The sequence below is a fragment of the Pseudalkalibacillus sp. NRS-1564 genome (assembly GCF_050467905.1).
Taxonomy (GTDB): Bacteria; Bacillota; Bacilli; order Bacillales; family Guptibacillaceae; genus Guptibacillus; species Guptibacillus hwajinpoensis_B.
The window spans coordinates 106,845-123,366 of sequence record NZ_JBITPM010000002.1 but is presented as its reverse complement, the minus strand read 5'-3'; the positions used below and the strand labels follow the sequence as shown (position 1 = coordinate 123,366).

The window sequence follows — 16,522 nt, the reverse complement described above, 5'->3', positions numbered from 1 at the left end:
ATCAATATCCCCCATTTGCTTGTAGTTGAAGTAACCCATCTTTACCATCTGTTTTCATTGCGTTTGAGACAGCTTCATAACCAAAGCGTTCTTTTAAATCAACAACTAGCGGAATTGTGGTGTTTGCATAATCTCTGCACGTTGCTTCATTCACTTTTATTCCTTTTACACAACGTTCTTCGAAAACTGGTAGCACATTTGTCAACATTTGGATCGCATCTATTATCGCCATCCCGGCTACGCCTTCGAACACGTTAAGATCAAGCTCTCCATGCTCTAGTGCTGCCTGGACAGTACGATCACACCCAAGTACCTTGAAACAACATTGAATGAGCGTTTCAGGTATTACTGGATTTACTTTCCCAGGGAAGAACGATGAGCCCGCCTGTACTGCCGGTAGCGATAGTTCTCCAAAACCTGTTTCAGGACCAGAAGCGCGAATGCGTAGATCTTTTCCGAATTTAATCAAACCACTAGCCAGCTGCCTCAGCTCGTTTGATACATCTCCAAGGTCATCAAGATGCTGAGCTGCATCAAATAAATTGTCACGATACATTACGTTCCGACTCGTCGTTTCCCTTAAATAATGCAAAATGTTTTTCCGGTATCCCTCAGACGCTCCAATCCCAGAACCGATAACCGTTCCTCCTAGATTAATGCGGTCCATTTGTTCTGTAGCTTTTTGTAGTGACTCCATGCGGCGATCAAGTAACGCCACAACACCTGACATCGAATCTCCGAGCGGTACCCTCATTCCATCCTGTAAACAGGTGCGCGAAATGGTCATTACATCCGACCACTCATTCGCTTTTTCTCTTATGCTTTGTTGCAACGATCTCACAACAGCAAGGAGCTTCTCCAGTTGCCTTGCAATCGTAAGACGAATCGCCGTATGACAAACGTCCGAAGTGGATTGGGAAGCGTTCACATGATCATTGGGTTGCACTTCTTCGTAGCTACCAATCTCGTATCCAAGAATTTGATTCGCTCGATTCGATACAACTTCATTCACGTTCATGTTCGATCCAATACCACCTCCTCCGTGATAAGGATCAACTGGAAAATGTTCTACGTGCTTTCCGCTAATAAGCTCATCACATGCTGTAACAATGGCATCCTGAATTCGCTTCGGTAGCACTCCCGCCTCACCATTTGCAAGCGCAGCAGCCTTTTTTACAATGCTTAGTGCCTTCACATAATCAGGATAATCTGTAAGCTTTTTTTTTGAAAAGCTTAGATTTGCAGTACTCCTAACTGTCTGGATCCCATAGAGAGCATCGCTTGGAATCTTGACAGTGCCAAACTCATCTTGCTCATATCTCATCTGAAAACCCTCTTTCACGAATAGGCGGTTGGATCTACACGAGACTGACTGAATGCGATAGAAACAAATAATGTTTATGCTAAATCAATTAAAGCGTTTTCATTTTGCTATACGTTAAGAACATTCACACTCACGCGAACAATAAGTTTAAAAGTACATTAAATCCTCCTTGAATCTAACTTGAATTTCTCACTGTTATATATCGCAAGTATTGTGCCAACTTTTAAATCCTTATAACAGTGCGAATTGTTCCCCACAATTACTAACAGTGTAGAAAAATTCTACACTTTAACTGTAGAAAATTCCTACAGTGTCGCATTTTCACACAAAAAAAGCACTGTTCCATTGAACAGCGCCTTACTTCTTCTTTGTGAATTTCGCTAATAGCAGCGCAATAATAATACAGGCGATGCCAAGCAACACAATATTATTTGATATAAAGTCCAGAATCACTCAACTACCTTTCTATCATAATCAACATCTAACAACAGCTTACCACAAAGTAAGCCTTCCATCAGAGAAGGAGGATGCTGTCTTTTGATGATGAAAGAGCCACTGGAAGCTCTACCCTCTATTCCACTCTTAACAACCCTTGGTCTTGTAGAAAAGCCTTCGCGACTTTTCCTACATCCTGGTGCAAAACGTCCACTCGATAGTTTAGACTAATCATTTCTTCGTTTGTAATGGAAGCAGAAAGCTTTTCAAGTGGCTCTTGAATCTCTGGATATTGCTCAATCATTTTCCGTTGCACGACTGGAGCAGCATCATATGGTGGAAACGCTTTGCGATTATCTTCTAATACAACGAGGTGGTAATCTTCAATGCGACTATCTGTGATCATTCCAACAGCTACCTGTACTCGAGACTCTTTTACAGCGAGACTCAGCAATTCTGAATCAACCGCAAGAAGCTGATCTTTGTTCACCGAAAATTGATACACGTCTTCTAAATGACTGAGACCGTCTTCTCTTATTAAATATTCGTCATTTGTCGCCATTTTTAATGATGGGTGTTCCTGATTGCTCATATACGTGACAAGATCACTGACCGAATCAAGTTGATGCTGCTTAGCAAAGGACTCTTTCATGATGAGCCCCCATGAACTATTAAAATCACTTTTCTCTAACCAAATAATGTCGCTTTTTTCATCTTCTTTTTTAACAGATTCATAAGCTTCGAGCGAATCATAACCTGGACCACTTTTATGATAAATCGTTTTAGCAGTGTTCGTGTATTCCCAATACAAATCAATTACTTTGTTTTCAAATGCATCACGAATGGAAGGACTATCAAGAAAGCGCATTTCTTCAATATCAAATCCTTCTTCCATTAAAAGAAGGGCAGTCATTTTCATTAAAAGGTATTGTTCGGTAAATGCTTTGGATCCAAGTTTAATAGTCAGATGAGCGTTCACTTTCGCATCTTCCTGCTTTATTTCTTCTTTTGACTGACAAGAAATAAGGAAAGTAAGGCATCCAACGATTAGAAGAAACCTTCTCATAGACTGATGCCGATTTTTTTCATTTTGTAAATTAACGTATGCCTGGCAATTCCAAGTCGGTCTGCTGCTTTCGTCTGGTTGCCATTTGTTTCTCCAAGCGCTTGTCGAATCATCTTTTCCTCTATATCTTCTAGCACCTCGGAAAGACTTCCACTGAAGTCCTGTGATCCTACTGGTTCATCTTTTGGTATCGACATAAGAGATGCATGCGCAAGGTCTTCTGGCATAATTGTTCCTTCTCGTTTTACGATATGAATGCGTTCAAGCATATTGAGTAGCTCGCGAATGTTACCTGGCCACGTATGACGGAGGAGAAGGTTGATGCTTTCCTCTGCTATATAAATTTGTTTCTTATACTTTCCATTTAATTTCTTCATTTGTGATTGAATGAAAAGGGGGATATCTTCCATCCTTTCACGTAGGGGAGGGATCTCAATTTCGATTAAATTTAGACGATAGTAAAGATCCTCACGAAACGTACCTTCCGCAACGGATTTTTTTAAATCCTTATTCGTCGCTGTAATGATTCGTACATCTACTGTGCGATATTCATTGCTACCTAGCTGCATCACCTTTTTATCTTCAATGACATGAAGAAGCTTCGCTTGCATGGAAGGTGAAATCTCTCCAATCTCATCTAGAAAAATCGTCCCTTTATCTGCAGCAGCAAATTTTCCGATTTTCGTTGTTGCAGCTCCCGTAAATGCTCCCTTCTGATAGCCAAACAACTCACTTTCAAGAAGGTGCTCAGGTATAGCCGCACAGTTAATCGATAGCATTGGGCCCGCCCCACGATAACTATTTGAATGAATCCAATGAGCAAGAGCCGTTTTGCCAACGCCACTCTCACCTAGCACTAATATACTTGCATCCGTATCCTTCACCTGACCTAGAAATGCCATCACACGCTTCATCTCAGGACTTTGAAATACAAATGGATCGTTTTCTTTTGGCGGAGCCTCTACCTTTGTATCGAGTTGTTTCATAACCAACTCTTTTACTTCTTCGAGCTCCATCGGTTTGTTCAAATAATCGACGGCGCCCAGTTTCATTGCCCCGACAGCACTCTCGACATTTCCATAAGCCGTCATCATAATGACCGGCACATCTGGCTTCAGCCTTTTCATTTCTTCCAATACTTGAAGACCCGTCATATCTGGTAGCATATAATCCAGAATCACCACTGCCATTTCTTTTCTTTTAAATAAGTCGATAGCAGTACTTCCCGTATGAGCCAAAACTGACGATAGGCCTGCCTTCGTTAATTTCCTGCCGATTAGCTTCGCAAGCTGCATCTCATCATCTACGATCAAAACGGTTCTCTCCATAACGCCACCCCTTTTCTATCGGTGGAACCAACAATGAATTGTTGTCCCCTCACCCTCTACGCTCTCAACCGTAAGGTCGCCATTATTTTCTTTAATGATATCTCTCGCGATTGTTAATCCAAGTCCATTCCCTTCTTCCTTAGTCGAAAAGAATGGATCAAAAAGCCATTCAAGATTACTCGTCATAATGCCCGTTCCTGTGTCTCCGATAGCGACATGAACATATTTCTCGTCCTCTTCAATCGTAACGGTTAATGTTCCTTCCTCTTTCATTGCGTCTGTTGCATTAAGAATGATATTTAAAAAGGCTTGAATTAACTCATCATAGAAACCGACGAGGTCTCCGCTTGTCTCATAGTGCTTTACGACCTCTATATTTAATTCTTTTAGCTTAAATCTCACTAGATGTAGGACTTCATCAGTCACTTTCTTCAACTGAATTGGTCGAGCATCGGCTTTGTTCACTTTTGCAAAATTCAAGAAATTATTCACAATCGTCTTCATTCGTTTCACGACTTGATCAATATCACGCGATAATTCAAGAATCTCTTCTGAACTATTGGCTTCCTCCACTTCTTCTCTTAACATCTCAGAAGATCCTGTTAAAATCGCAAGCGGGTTTTTGATTTCATGAGCAATACCCGTGGTAATTTGCCCTATCAATGCAAGCTTATCATTTTGTTTCAACCGTGACTCTAGCATCTTCATTTGTGAAATATCCTGTAGCACAGCAATGCTGCCAATAATTTCATTCTGAGCATTGTAGAAACGAGACGTAGCGATATTCACAATGTGACGCCTTCCCTTTGCATCGATAATGTAGCTTTCACATTCGATGCTAGGTTCCTCAGAGATTAAGGCTTTTAACAACATAAAGTCTTCATCTGTACTTTTAATTGGAAGTTCTGATAATGACTTTCCGACGAGATCATTTCTACTAAACCCAATAAGGTTTTCGAATCGTTTGTTCACATGCGTTACGATCGCGTGATCATTAATCGTAATCATGCCATAAGGGATTCCTTCAATCATGTCATTTAAGTAGCGTTCACTTTCTTCTAGCTGATGCTGCTTCTCATAATTACTATTGCCGACGGAAATGATCGTTCGAGTCAATTCTCCCACTTCATCTTTTCGGACACTTTGAGATGGATCATGCTCCTGATAAAAAACCTTCTTCCTATAATCCTTTGCATAATCTGTTAATCGAATAATGGGATAAACAATATTTCGAATACCGGCAACGATGAAAAAGAAAGAAAGAATGAGAATCCCGAGAAAAGATAACGTAAGCACTAGCGATAGTTTTCGAACGGGGGCAAAGGCAATATCTTCTGACACTCCGTAAACGAGACCCCATTCATCACGCAGTGTTTGATAAGCGATGATGCTCTGATCCCCTCCATAAGATGAACGTGCAACCCCTGAAACTTCCTCAAATATTTGCTCAGAAGGCAAATCACTTGAAATAGCTGTTCCGATTGATTGTTCATTAGTAGAAGCCACGACAATTCCTTCTGGATCAACCATCATCCCAAAATGTCCTTCACTCATGCTGATACTTCTGACGATTTCAGATAAATAATCCTGACTAAATTCTGCAATTAAAGCACCTTGAAAATCATTTTTTTCGTCAAAGACCGGAATCCCCACCGAAACAATATCCTCACCGCTAAAATTTTGAATAACACTAGAAACAGCATAATTGTGCGTCCATTGAATTCGATCAAACTCTGGATAGTGATAGGAGACACCTTCAAGCTCAGGGGCAAAAGGAGATTCAAATATGACGTTACTAGTGTCATCTAGATAATAGATAGACCGAATAATAGAGCTCTGGGCAATCGCCTGTCTGGATCGCTCATACATACGTTCCGCGTTAATTTCGTTTTCTTCTCCATTTCCTGCCATTAAATGCAGCTGTAAAACAACACTGGAAATTTCATTATTTACGCGCTTCACGATACTTTCCGTGTTCGCGACATTTTCACTAATAATGTCCTGCTCAATCATCTCTTCCGCATAGTTGATGATCAGCTGATAGATCATTAACGTTGGAATAACTAGAATGAAAACAAAAATCATGACAGATTTTCTTAAAATACTTCCATGAACTGATTCAAATAAACGAATGAGCTGTTTTGTTAAGGTTTTCATTCCATCCCACCAGTTGTTATGACATGACGAACTTGTCTCATTTAAATTCATCATAATCGTCCACTCGCTCAATTGGCAATAGAATATTTAGATATTATACCTTGCTCCCTATTTTCAACACATTCTTCCCCATCGGAACGAAAAGTAATGTTGCATTCGACTTCTTCCATTCATTTCCCCGGAAATGGTCAACTAAATTACAAAAGAATTCGCTTAAACTAGACAAGGAATTTTTTCCCCGCTCGACACCATTATCCCATTCTTTTACGGAACGTTATGTATAATGATGGCATCAACTTACTTCAGTAGGGAGGAATCTTATGAAAACGCTTCGTCACGTATTGGTGTTTATCTTATTACTCATCGTCACGTCATGTAACTTCTTAACTACTTCTGACTCATCGGAAAAGGTAGAAGCGGAGAAAGAAACGGTGGACAAGTCTGCAGAGGAAACCGTACAAAAAGACATTCTTTTTCAAGATGGCACGTACAAGTGGGAGAAAGATGGAGAAATCCATGGGGGTCTCGATATAACAGATTCAGCTTCTACTTCATTTACGTTTATGCTTCAATCCTATGATGGTCAAAATGTTGGAGAGCTTTCAGGAACTGCTGAAGTCGACGGAGAAATGGCTCATTTCACACACCCTGATAACGATGCTTGCAAAGCCTCGTTTGGTTGGAAGGAGGACCGATTAGCCATCGATACGAGTGAAGCGTGTGAATCAATGAATGAGAATAGCGCTTCTTTTACAGGCGTATACACTCGAATTGAACTGGAATCCAATCCGAAAGATGAAGCAGCGAACGAAGAAAGTTCTTCTGAATGGAAAGAAGCACTTTATATTGATCCTGCGTTCGATCAGGGGAATTTAAGCATATCAAACGTGACGAAGGAATCCTTTCAGTTTACGATCGACGTAAGTAGTGGATCGGATGTTGGGAAATTGAATGGTACAGCTACAATAAACGGTGATGAAGCAACGTTTGAGGATACGGAAGATCCGTCTTGTTCCGGTACGTTTATTCGAACGAATGACGTCATTACATTTATTGAAGAAGCCTGTCTTAGTTATCATGACGCAGCTGTTGGGTTTAATGGTGATTATACGATGACAGATGAAAAACCATTAACATCAGCCGAGAATACCCCTACTTCCTGTGAAAAAGCTCCGTTCCATTCAGAATTACTGAATTTTGCAGAGCAAGGTCACCTGAAGGATGCCTCCATTTTTATTGGAATGTCTGAAGAAGCCTTAAAGAAAATAAAGCCAGAGATGACTTATGATGAAACGTTCTATGAAGGAACACCTGGATTCTATGATGAAAAGTACGCTTACTTAACTGCAAACGAAACGGTAAGTCATTTACGTTATAACGCGTTATCAGAAGGACCCGCTATCCCTTACACAGATGTCGTTTGTCAATTTGGAGAACCTGATGAGGTCGTCTTTAATGAACTGGATAACGAATATTTGCACGTGTATCATACTGGTGAAAACAGACTTTCTTTCGTCTCAGAATCAAAGGAAGGTGACATTAAAGCAGTAGCGCTTGAAACCGTGCAAGCACAATAATCTAAAGGTTTTGAAACCAACATAAGGGTCAGGCACATCTGCGCCTGACCCTTATGTTGAAATTTCACTAATTGGCTCATCGTACCATTCTCTCTAGCAATATAAATTATTATGTTTCCGCCTTACTATGCAATATCTACCTTATTTTTCTGGGTACAGCTTTTTCAAATATTCGACTGATTGACATATTAGCTCTTTAAGTACTTCAAGATCGATGTCCGCAAGCTTATTTACATAAACGCAAGCTTTCCCCGTTTTATGTTTTCCTAATCGAGCTAAAGCTTCCTCGCGCTCTGGTTCTCCTTGAGCGAGATACAAGCTAATCTTAGCCTTCCTAGGAGAAAATCCAACGAGCGGTGCATCCCCCTCATGTCCCGTAGCGTATTTATAATGATAACTTCCGAATCCAATAATACTTGGTCCCCACATTTTCGCTTCATACCCTGTTGTTTCAGTAAAAAGATCTAACAAACGATAGCCATCCTCCCGCTTCTTTGGATGATCAACGCTTTCGATGAATTCAATCACACTGTTATCCGTTTCTTTCGTTTTCAGTTCATACATCAAAATACCCCCTTTATTTCATCACCTTTCACTTACTATTTACTCCGCCCTTTCGTTAATTCCTTTTTATTTTCCTTAGTTCAACAATCGCAAATTCCGAAAGCTTATTACCGCTATGCCCTTACAAGTAAAGATGTATCAAGAGCATTTCTTTTATTACCGTTTCATGTTTCTTATCGAAAATCAGTTAGGAAACGAGTAAATCGGGAACGTTCCTTTTTATAGTCATACCAAACTTTAGTTGATACTTACATCTCGGAGGTATAACCATGTTTACTTTAAATGATATTCCCATGTTCTTTGTGAATTTCTTCATTATTCTACCAATTGTCACTCTTGTCCATGAAGCGGGTCACGTGCTCATAGCGCGGCTATTTGGAGGCAAAGTGAAATTTTGCATCGGTACAGGACGCACGCTCTTTCATATAGGACCGCTGGAAATTAGAAGAAAGTATTTCATGGAAGGCTGGTGCCAATACGAAGAATTAACCTACAACAAAACGTGGGCACACGTTGCGATCTATTTAGGTGGCAGTCTATTTAATCTCATTGTGATTTTAATCATTAACTACTTGATTACCTCAAACACAATACCTGTAACGCTGTTTTTCTATCAGTTCACCTATTTCTCTATCTACTTTATTTTCTTCTCACTTATGCCCTTCCGTAATGACAATGGCAGACCTAGTGATGGGATGGCCGTATTCGATGTTCTTCGATACGGAAAATCCGTCGATCCAATTGATTAAACGTAAAGGATAAAAGCCAAATTCTGTTCTCACACAGAATCTGGCTTTTTTTCATATCGCACGATCTTTCTCACCTTTACCGAAATAAAAACCTCATGCCTACTCATACCGCCATGTATCTCTTCGAAGAATTGTAGTAAAATAAAGGTAGAAGAAAACGAAGGGGTGATCACTTGACTAGCAAGATGAATCAGCTGTTCGAGGAGCAAAAAAGTGTTCATGTGCTTTATGCCTACCATGGGATGAAGAATTACCTCGAACAAGTCGTTAGTTATACTGAAAAAGGAGTCGCGAACGGAGATTACGTCATCTTAATCGAAAATGATCGCCTGTATCCGATGATTGAGAAAGAATTAACCTCAAGGTTAACGGCTAACGAAATGAAGTTTGTCCACAGAGTGAACAGCTTCGACTTTTACTTTTCTAGCGGCAGTTATCATCCTCCTGCTATTCATGAATATTTCAAAAAGACCGTTCAACCTTATGTGGAATCTAATCTCTCCTTCCGCTCATGGGCACATGTGGAATGGGCCTCGATGGAAGACCCTCTTCACCTTATAGAAGACTTCGAAAAAATTGTAGACGAAGCAGTTAACGATCTTTCCTTCCCTCTTATTTGTGCATACGATGGAGAAAGAATGCCTGATTACCTCATTAACATTTTGATGGAAACTCACCCTTACGTGTTAATGGAAGAAGAATTTTTCACTTCAAAACAATATTTAGCTTAAATAGAAATGCACCCCTCTAAGAAAATCTCAGAGTGGTGCATTACCTTTGGTATGGCTAAGATATTAGACGTTGATTCTTTCATTCGTCTCCATTGTTTTCACATTTACTTCAAAAGCATCTGGATATTTAATACCAAGGCCCGTATTTAAACAAATAACCTGTTCATTTTCTTTGATCCAATTTCGTTCCCTTAATCTTTCCGCAGCAGCGAATGTACTCGCTCCTTCGGGACAAATAAATTGCCCTTCTAACGCAGCAACTTCTCGCTGAGAGATTCGAATATCTTCTTCAGAAACAGCAACGGCACACCCGTCTGTTTGATAGATCGCATCCAATACAAGAAAGTCTCCGATCGCTTTAGGTACATTGATACCAAACGCATGCGTCGTTGAATTTTCCCAGAACTCAGACTCAGTTTTTCCTTCTTCGAATGCCTTCACAATAGGGGCACACCCCTCCGATTGCACAGCAACTAATCTTGGAAGCTTTTGATCCTTAATCCAACCAAGCTTCTGAAGCTCAAGAAACGCTTTATAGATCCCAATAAGACCAACGCCACCGCCTGTTGGATAAAGAATTACATCAGGAAGCTCCCAATTCAGCTGTTCCGCTATTTCATACCCCATCGTTTTTTTACCTTCAATGCGATAGGGCTCTTTTAGGGTAGATGCATCATAAAATCCTTGCTCTTTCACGAGATCACCAACTATTTTACCAGCGTCACTTATTAACCCGTTGACTAGATAAAGATGAGCACCAGAAATACTCACTTCTTTTCTCGTAATCTCAGGTGCGTCAACAGGCATAACGATATGAGCGTCCAACCCAGCCTTTGCTGCATAAAGTGACCAGGCAGCTCCAGCATTTCCATTTGTCGGCATCGCAAGGTTCTGAACGCCAAGCTCCTTTGCCTTCGAAATGCCGACTGCCGCTCCCCGAGCTTTAAATGAACCCGTCGGCACCATTCCCTCGTCTTTTATGTATAAGTTTGAGAGATTCATTTTCTGACCAAGGGATGGTAGTGGCAGGAAAGGGGTCATCCCTTCTTCAAAACTAACTTTATTCTTTTCTTCTTTAACCGGAAGTAATTCATGATAGCGCCAGAGCGACTGTTCTCGTCCGGCAATCATTTCCTTTGTAAGACGCTTTTTCACCTCATCAAGATCATATTCGACAAGAAGTGGTGAACCACAAACACAAAGCTGTTGAATCGTATCTGAATCATATGTCTCGTTGCACTTTGGACACACTAAATGAGAAACCATACTATACGGCATTGAAGCACCTCCAACGATTTAATGAAAGACGTGTTGAAACCCAAAGTTCACACTTGATGAACTTCGGGCTTCATTTCGTCATAACTAACTATGAAAATCAAGTCCTGATCGCACTTCTTCCACATACCCTGCACGAATCACATAATCACCGAAATGCTCATGCTGCTCTTTTTCTTTCGCGTAGTTAAATAGAATCGGTTTTAGTGAAGCAAGGATTTCTTCTTCGCCAATGTTTTCTTTATAAAGCTTGCTTAACCGATCCCCAACAAACCCTGCTCCCGTGTACATATTGTACTTACCAGGCGCTTTCCCAATAAAGGCAATCTCACCAAGCGTCGGACGTGAGCAGCTATTTGGACAGCCCGACATGCGGATTACGATTTCTTCTTCTCTCAGTCCCGCTTCATCTGCAATCTCTTCAATCTTATCAATGAGAGAAGGTAGATAACGCTCTGCTTCTGCCATCGCTAGACCGCATGTTGGGAACGCCACGCAGGCCATCTAATTACGGCGCAGTGCTGAATTTTGTTTCCCATCTGTAAGACCGTATGTTGCCACAAGCTCATCAATCTCTGCTTTCTTTTCTTCTGATACATTCGCTATAATGAGATTCTGGTTCGGCGTTAGTCTGAAATCTCCTTCGTGAACCTTTGCAATTTCACGAAGCCCTGTCATAATCTGATAATCTTCTAAATCCACAATACGACCATTTTGGATAAAGAGCGTTAAATGCCACTTTCCATCACCTTTTACCCATCCATAGCGATCACCATTATGATCGAAATGATAAGAACGAGCTTCTTCTAGTTCATAGCCCAGTCTATTATTCAATTCGTTCCGAACCCAGTCCAGTCCTCTTCGATCGATCGTATATTTGAAGCGAGCGTTCTTCCGCTCTGAGCGATTGCCATAATCCCGCTGAATTGTAATGATTTTCTCAGCAACATCAACAATCTTATCAGGTGTACAGAAACCAATGATTCGGGACAGCTGAGGATACGTACTTGTGTCCCCATGCGTCATACCCATGCCGCCGCCTACTGCGACATTAAATCCTTGTAGCTTGCCATCTTCAAGAATTGCAATAAAACCAAGATCTTGTGAGAAAATATCCACGTCGTTTGATGGTGGAACAGCGACCCCGATCTTAAACTTTCTCGGCAAGTAATGAGGACCATACATCGGCTCAATTTCCTCTTCTTTTCGATCAAGCACTTTTTCTTCGTCTAACCAGATTTCATGATACGCTCTCGTTCTCGGCAGAAGATCATCGCTTAACTTCCGTGCCCACCCATGCACCTCGGCATGAATATCAGATTGATAGGGATTGGCATTACACATCACATTACGATTCACGTCACCGCATGCCGCAAGAGAATCCATCAGAACCTGGTCCATTGCCTGAATACTTTTCTTCATATTCCACTTTAAGATCCCATGCATCTGGAACGTTTGGCGCGTTGTTAGCTTTAGCGTTCCATTTCCGTATTGATTCGCAAGATCATCCATTACTAGCCATTGTTCTGGCGTAGCTACTCCACCAGGTAGTCGCACTCGAACCATAAACTGATAAGCTGGTTCAAGCTTCTGCTGTTTTCGCTCCTGACGAATATCGCGATCATCTTGCATATAGCTCCCATGAAATTTTAATAGTTTTGTATCTGCATCTGGGATGGAAGCGGTGATGGGATCCGCAAAGCTTTTCACAAGCGAGCCACGTAAGTAATCACTTTCGTCTTTGATTTTCTCCATTTCACTCGGTTTGCCGTCTTCTGTTACCGTCTTTTTGGACATGGTCAATCTCCTTCCCTGTTGCGCTTAGTACACATCGCGCTGGTAGCGTTTCGCGTTACGTAGATCTGCAAGATAAGCTTCTGCTTCTGATTCACTGAAATTCCCCTGTTGCTCTAAGATGTTAACGAGTGCCACGTGAACGTCTTTTGCCATATACTTTTCATCTCCACATACGTAGACGTGCGCACCCTCTTGCAGCCACTCGTATAGTTCTTTACTTCGCTCGAGCATGCGGTGCTGAACATACACTTTCTCTTCTGAATCACGAGAAAACGCCACGTCCATACGAGAAAGCACCCCATCTTTTAACCACTTCTGCCATTCGACTTGATAAAGAAAGTCTGTGACAAAATGCTGTTCACCAAAGAATAGCCACGTTTCTCCACTTGCGCCACTTTCTTCTCGCTCTTGTAAGAATGCCCGGTACGGCGCTACGCCAGTGCCTGCGCCTGTCATAATGATAGGGGTGTCAGGATGATCCGGAAGTCTAAAGTTTTGATTTCGCTGCACAAATATTGGGAGTGTATCCCCCGCTTGTGAGCGCTCTGCGCATTGGCCAGAGCATACGCCCGTACGAGCTCGACCATGTGCATCATACCTTAGTGCCCCAATTGTGAGATGAACTTCATCTGGATTTGCGTTTGAACTGCTTGCGATCGAATAAAGACGAACCGGAATTTTGCGCAGAACGTTTACAAACTCCTGTGCCGAGACGGTCCACGGTCCGTAGTCCTTCACCAAATCAATTAAATCTCTACCGTAAAGGTATGTTCTTAGTTCTTCGCCTTCCGCTTCAACCATGCGCTTAAGCTCAAAACTTGATGTCAGCTCTGCAATCTTCTTGAGCAATGGCTTTGTGAGACTCGTAATCTCATATGTTTTCGTTAAAGCTTCTTCAAGTGGCTGAACGTCACCCTTTTTGTTCACCGTAACCTGTTCTTCTCGCTTCCAGTTCATTTCATCGATTAGCTGACGGACAAGAGCAGTATCATTCTCCGGGTAAATACCAAGGCTATCACCCGGCTCATATTCAAGGTTCGATCCTTCAAGATCAAGCTCAATGTGCCGTGTTTCTTTATTCGATCCACGTCCATTCAAATTAACATTCTCAAGAATTTCGGCTTTGAATGGATTCGTTCTGGAATACGTCTGATTCGACTCATCAGGTTTTGTTTCAGAAGTCGATTCTCTCGTAGACTGATCTTCTTTCAATACTCCCGTCACGCCTTCGAACCACTCTTCTGCAGGCTCTTCGAAATCAAGATCACAATCTACACGAGGATAGAGCCTTGTTGCACCTAATTCTTCAAAGCGCTTGTCAAAATCTTTCCCGGTTTGGCAGAAAAATTCATAGGAGCTATCACCAAGTGATAAGACTGAGAATCTGAGACCATCTAATTCAGGGGCTCTCTTACTTTGAACAAAGTCATGGAAGCTTAACGCATTATCAGGAGGATCGCCATCTCCATGGGTGCTTGTAATCAATAATAAATCTTCTACTTTTTTAAGCGACTTTGGCTTAAAATCATCAAGCGATGAAAGGGTAACGTTGTATTTCTCGTTTTCCAATCGCTCAAAGAAAGATTCCGCTAGTGACTGACAATTGCCAGTATGTGAGCCATAGAGAATCGTAAGCTCACGTGTTTTTGCTTCTTGTTTAGAGAATGCTTCTGAAGCAGAAACACCTTGAGCAATCGTCTCAGTAGCTGCCGCAGCTTCAGAGCTACCTGGTACGGAAAGGTATCCGCTCAGCCATATTTTCTGCGTCTCATTTAATGTTGGTAAGAGACGATTTAAAAGCTCCGTTTGTTCTTTGTCAAAAGGGCTATTCACAACCTGTAACTGCAATACAATCCACCTCACAATACTAAAATTTAATTCAATGTAATGAAAGTAGTTTACTCGGAATTAATAGCAAATAAATTCGTCTGCATTCCCCCTAACCCATTCAACACAAAAAACCTCTCTTCTCAAAACATAAGAAGAAAGGTTTGTAAGTACGAAGCCAGTCTTCTTATCTTTCAGGATAAACCTGCTGGATTTGGCACAGTATGAGATGAAGGATCATCTCATCGGTTGCCGAAGCTTCATAGGGCCAGTCCCTCCACCTCTCTTGATAAGAAATGTTGCTATCAAATTGTAAATGACAATGATTGGTTCAAATGTTATCTCGTGATCGAATAAAAGTCAATATATTATTAGAAAATTATCATCATTCAATTAACTAAATGGCGATAACACCAGCAATCTTCATGAAAAATAATCCAAATGATTCAGGTCTTTTATCCCTGCCGTTGCCCCTCTTGTATCCTATTCCGCATGCGCATGAAATCAATCGTATTCGCCATGACAAGAGATAGAATCATAAGAATCATCAACCAACTGTAGTCAAAAGGCAGCACCAACAAGAGAAAGGCCATGAAAGAAAAAACGCAGGAGCGAATGACATGATCTTTAAATGTGACGTTAACTTTTTTCCCACGTTTCCATTTCAACAAGTTCACCGCAATACCAAATATCGATAGAAGCATGCATATGACATACGCCCAGAGTGGAAGGTCGTAATCCACTATAAAAATGGTAGACGATAGAAACAGCGTCAATACCGTATATCGAATCGCAATTTCTTTATGAGTTAGCGAATCAAAATCCTTCAATACATACCTCCTTTTGACGATGAACGAATTTGGGCATTTTTGAGATACACGGTCCTTATGCAGATGGATAAGCTGGCTTCATCTCATTTGAATTCACCTGAACCCAAGGTCGCTCTCTGTTCCACGTCACTTCTAAAGGGACGCCCATACTTTTACTAAGATGTTCAGCTGTTAACACATCTTTCTTCTTGCCATTCACTGCAATTCGACCATTTTCCATAATCATGGCGTGAGTGAATACGGGACAAATCTCTTCAATATGATGAGTGATATACAATATGGTTGGACCATCTTCCTCTTTTCCAAGTCGTTCAACCTGAGCTAATAACTGTTCGCGTGAATATAGATCAAGTCCGTTGCACGGTTCATCTAGAATAAGAAGCTTTGGCGAAGACATCAAAGCTCTCGCTATCAGGACTTTCTGCTTCTCACCTTGAGAGCAAATTCGAAAAGGTTTACCGCGTAAATGAGCAATCCCCCATTCCTGCATCATCTTCATCGCTTGCGATTCTTCCTGTTCCGTCACCTGCTCCTGCATCGGCGAGATACGCTCAGTGAAAGCGTTGCTCACCCAGCCAATAGATTTTCTAAGCTCATTCAAATCAGTTTTCCCAAGACGATGCCCCAATACTTCAACGACGGGATCATAGCGAAGCAGTGGCCAGATCGAGCCGTGAATTAACTGAAGTAGTGTCGTTTTACCTGATCCATTTAATCCGATAATGGCCTGATGCTGTCCTTTCTCTACGGAAAAAGAAATATCGGATAAAATCATCTGTTTCTCACGTGTGTAATAAGCATTTTCTACATGAATGATTGCCATACATCCCACTCCGTTCTTTGAAGAAAGTCATTCCAACTA

12 protein-coding genes, 1 pseudogene and 1 riboswitch are annotated in these 16,522 nt (G+C 41.3%); of the genes and pseudogenes, 3 read left to right on the top strand and 10 right to left on the bottom strand.

The genetic code is table 11. The annotated features are described in order from the left end of the window. Position 1: 1 nt before the first annotated feature. From ACIFPW_RS00980 to ACIFPW_RS00965, 4 genes are all read right to left on the bottom strand, one after another. Positions 2-1,324: a lyase family protein gene (locus tag ACIFPW_RS00980; protein ID WP_430241354.1), complete on the bottom strand. Its 1,323-nt coding sequence runs from the start codon at positions 1,322-1,324 to the stop codon at positions 2-4. A 571-nt stretch (positions 1,325-1,895) separates the two neighbouring features. Next, the gene (locus ACIFPW_RS00975; protein WP_430241352.1) at positions 1,896-2,825 is read right to left on the bottom strand and encodes a glycine betaine ABC transporter substrate-binding protein; all 930 of its coding nucleotides are present in this window, start codon (positions 2,823-2,825) and stop codon (positions 1,896-1,898) included. Next, the gene (locus ACIFPW_RS00970; protein WP_430241350.1) at positions 2,822-4,153 is read right to left on the bottom strand and encodes a sigma-54-dependent transcriptional regulator; all 1,332 of its coding nucleotides are present in this window, start codon (positions 4,151-4,153) and stop codon (positions 2,822-2,824) included. Before ACIFPW_RS00970 ends, ACIFPW_RS00975 begins: the two co-directional genes overlap by 4 nt. 15 nt (positions 4,154-4,168) lie before the next feature. After that, on the bottom strand, positions 4,169-6,310 hold the full coding sequence (locus ACIFPW_RS00965; RefSeq protein ID WP_430241348.1) for a sensor histidine kinase: 2,142 nt from the start codon (positions 6,308-6,310) through the stop codon (positions 4,169-4,171). 320 nt (positions 6,311-6,630) lie between these two features. Here ACIFPW_RS00965 and ACIFPW_RS00960 point away from each other — a divergent pair, with 320 nt between their 5' ends. Continuing rightward, positions 6,631-7,887, top strand: coding sequence for a hypothetical protein (locus ACIFPW_RS00960; RefSeq protein WP_430241347.1), 1,257 nt, complete (start codon positions 6,631-6,633; stop codon positions 7,885-7,887). A 141-nt stretch (positions 7,888-8,028) separates the two neighbouring features. Here ACIFPW_RS00960 and ACIFPW_RS00955 read toward each other — a convergent pair whose 3' ends face one another. Then, positions 8,029-8,451 carry a DUF1801 domain-containing protein gene (locus ACIFPW_RS00955; protein WP_430241345.1) on the bottom strand — a complete coding sequence of 141 codons (423 nt, stop codon included), beginning with the start codon at positions 8,449-8,451 and terminating at the stop codon, positions 8,029-8,031. A gap of 269 nt (positions 8,452-8,720) precedes the next feature. Between ACIFPW_RS00955 and ACIFPW_RS00950 the strand changes: the two genes are divergently transcribed. Beyond that, on the top strand, positions 8,721-9,200 hold the full coding sequence (locus tag ACIFPW_RS00950; protein WP_283152497.1) for a site-2 protease family protein: 480 nt from the start codon (positions 8,721-8,723) through the stop codon (positions 9,198-9,200). A gap of 173 nt (positions 9,201-9,373) precedes the next feature. Beyond that, the gene (locus tag ACIFPW_RS00945) at positions 9,374-9,931 is read left to right on the top strand and encodes an MEDS domain-containing protein (RefSeq protein ID WP_404682635.1); all 558 of its coding nucleotides are present in this window, start codon (positions 9,374-9,376) and stop codon (positions 9,929-9,931) included. Between the two features lie 63 nt (positions 9,932-9,994). Here the strand turns inward: ACIFPW_RS00945 and ACIFPW_RS00940 are convergent, their stop codons facing one another. The 5 genes and pseudogenes from ACIFPW_RS00940 to ACIFPW_RS00920 all read right to left on the bottom strand — a co-directional run bounded on the left by ACIFPW_RS00940 (position 9,995) and on the right by ACIFPW_RS00920 (position 16,483). Further along, complete coding sequence (locus ACIFPW_RS00940; protein WP_430241342.1) at positions 9,995-11,209, bottom strand: threonine synthase; 1,215 nt, start codon at positions 11,207-11,209, stop codon at positions 9,995-9,997. A gap of 84 nt (positions 11,210-11,293) precedes the next feature. Continuing rightward, positions 11,294-13,003 (bottom strand): annotated as a pseudogene (gene cysI / locus ACIFPW_RS00935) (assimilatory sulfite reductase (NADPH) hemoprotein subunit). Between the two features lie 24 nt (positions 13,004-13,027). Next, positions 13,028-14,851, bottom strand: coding sequence for an assimilatory sulfite reductase (NADPH) flavoprotein subunit (locus ACIFPW_RS00930; RefSeq protein ID WP_430241340.1), 1,824 nt, complete (start codon positions 14,849-14,851; stop codon positions 13,028-13,030). 163 nt (positions 14,852-15,014) lie between these two features. Continuing rightward, a riboswitch (SAM riboswitch) is annotated at positions 15,015-15,126 on the bottom strand. Between the two features lie 159 nt (positions 15,127-15,285). Then, positions 15,286-15,660 (bottom strand): hypothetical protein, encoded by a 375-nt coding sequence (locus ACIFPW_RS00925; RefSeq protein ID WP_430241338.1) that lies wholly within the window; start codon positions 15,658-15,660, stop codon positions 15,286-15,288. Between the two features lie 55 nt (positions 15,661-15,715). Then, a complete protein-coding gene (locus ACIFPW_RS00920; RefSeq protein WP_430241336.1) occupies positions 15,716-16,483 on the bottom strand; it encodes an ABC transporter ATP-binding protein in 768 nt (255 codons plus the stop codon). Positions 16,484-16,522: the final 39 nt, after the last annotated feature.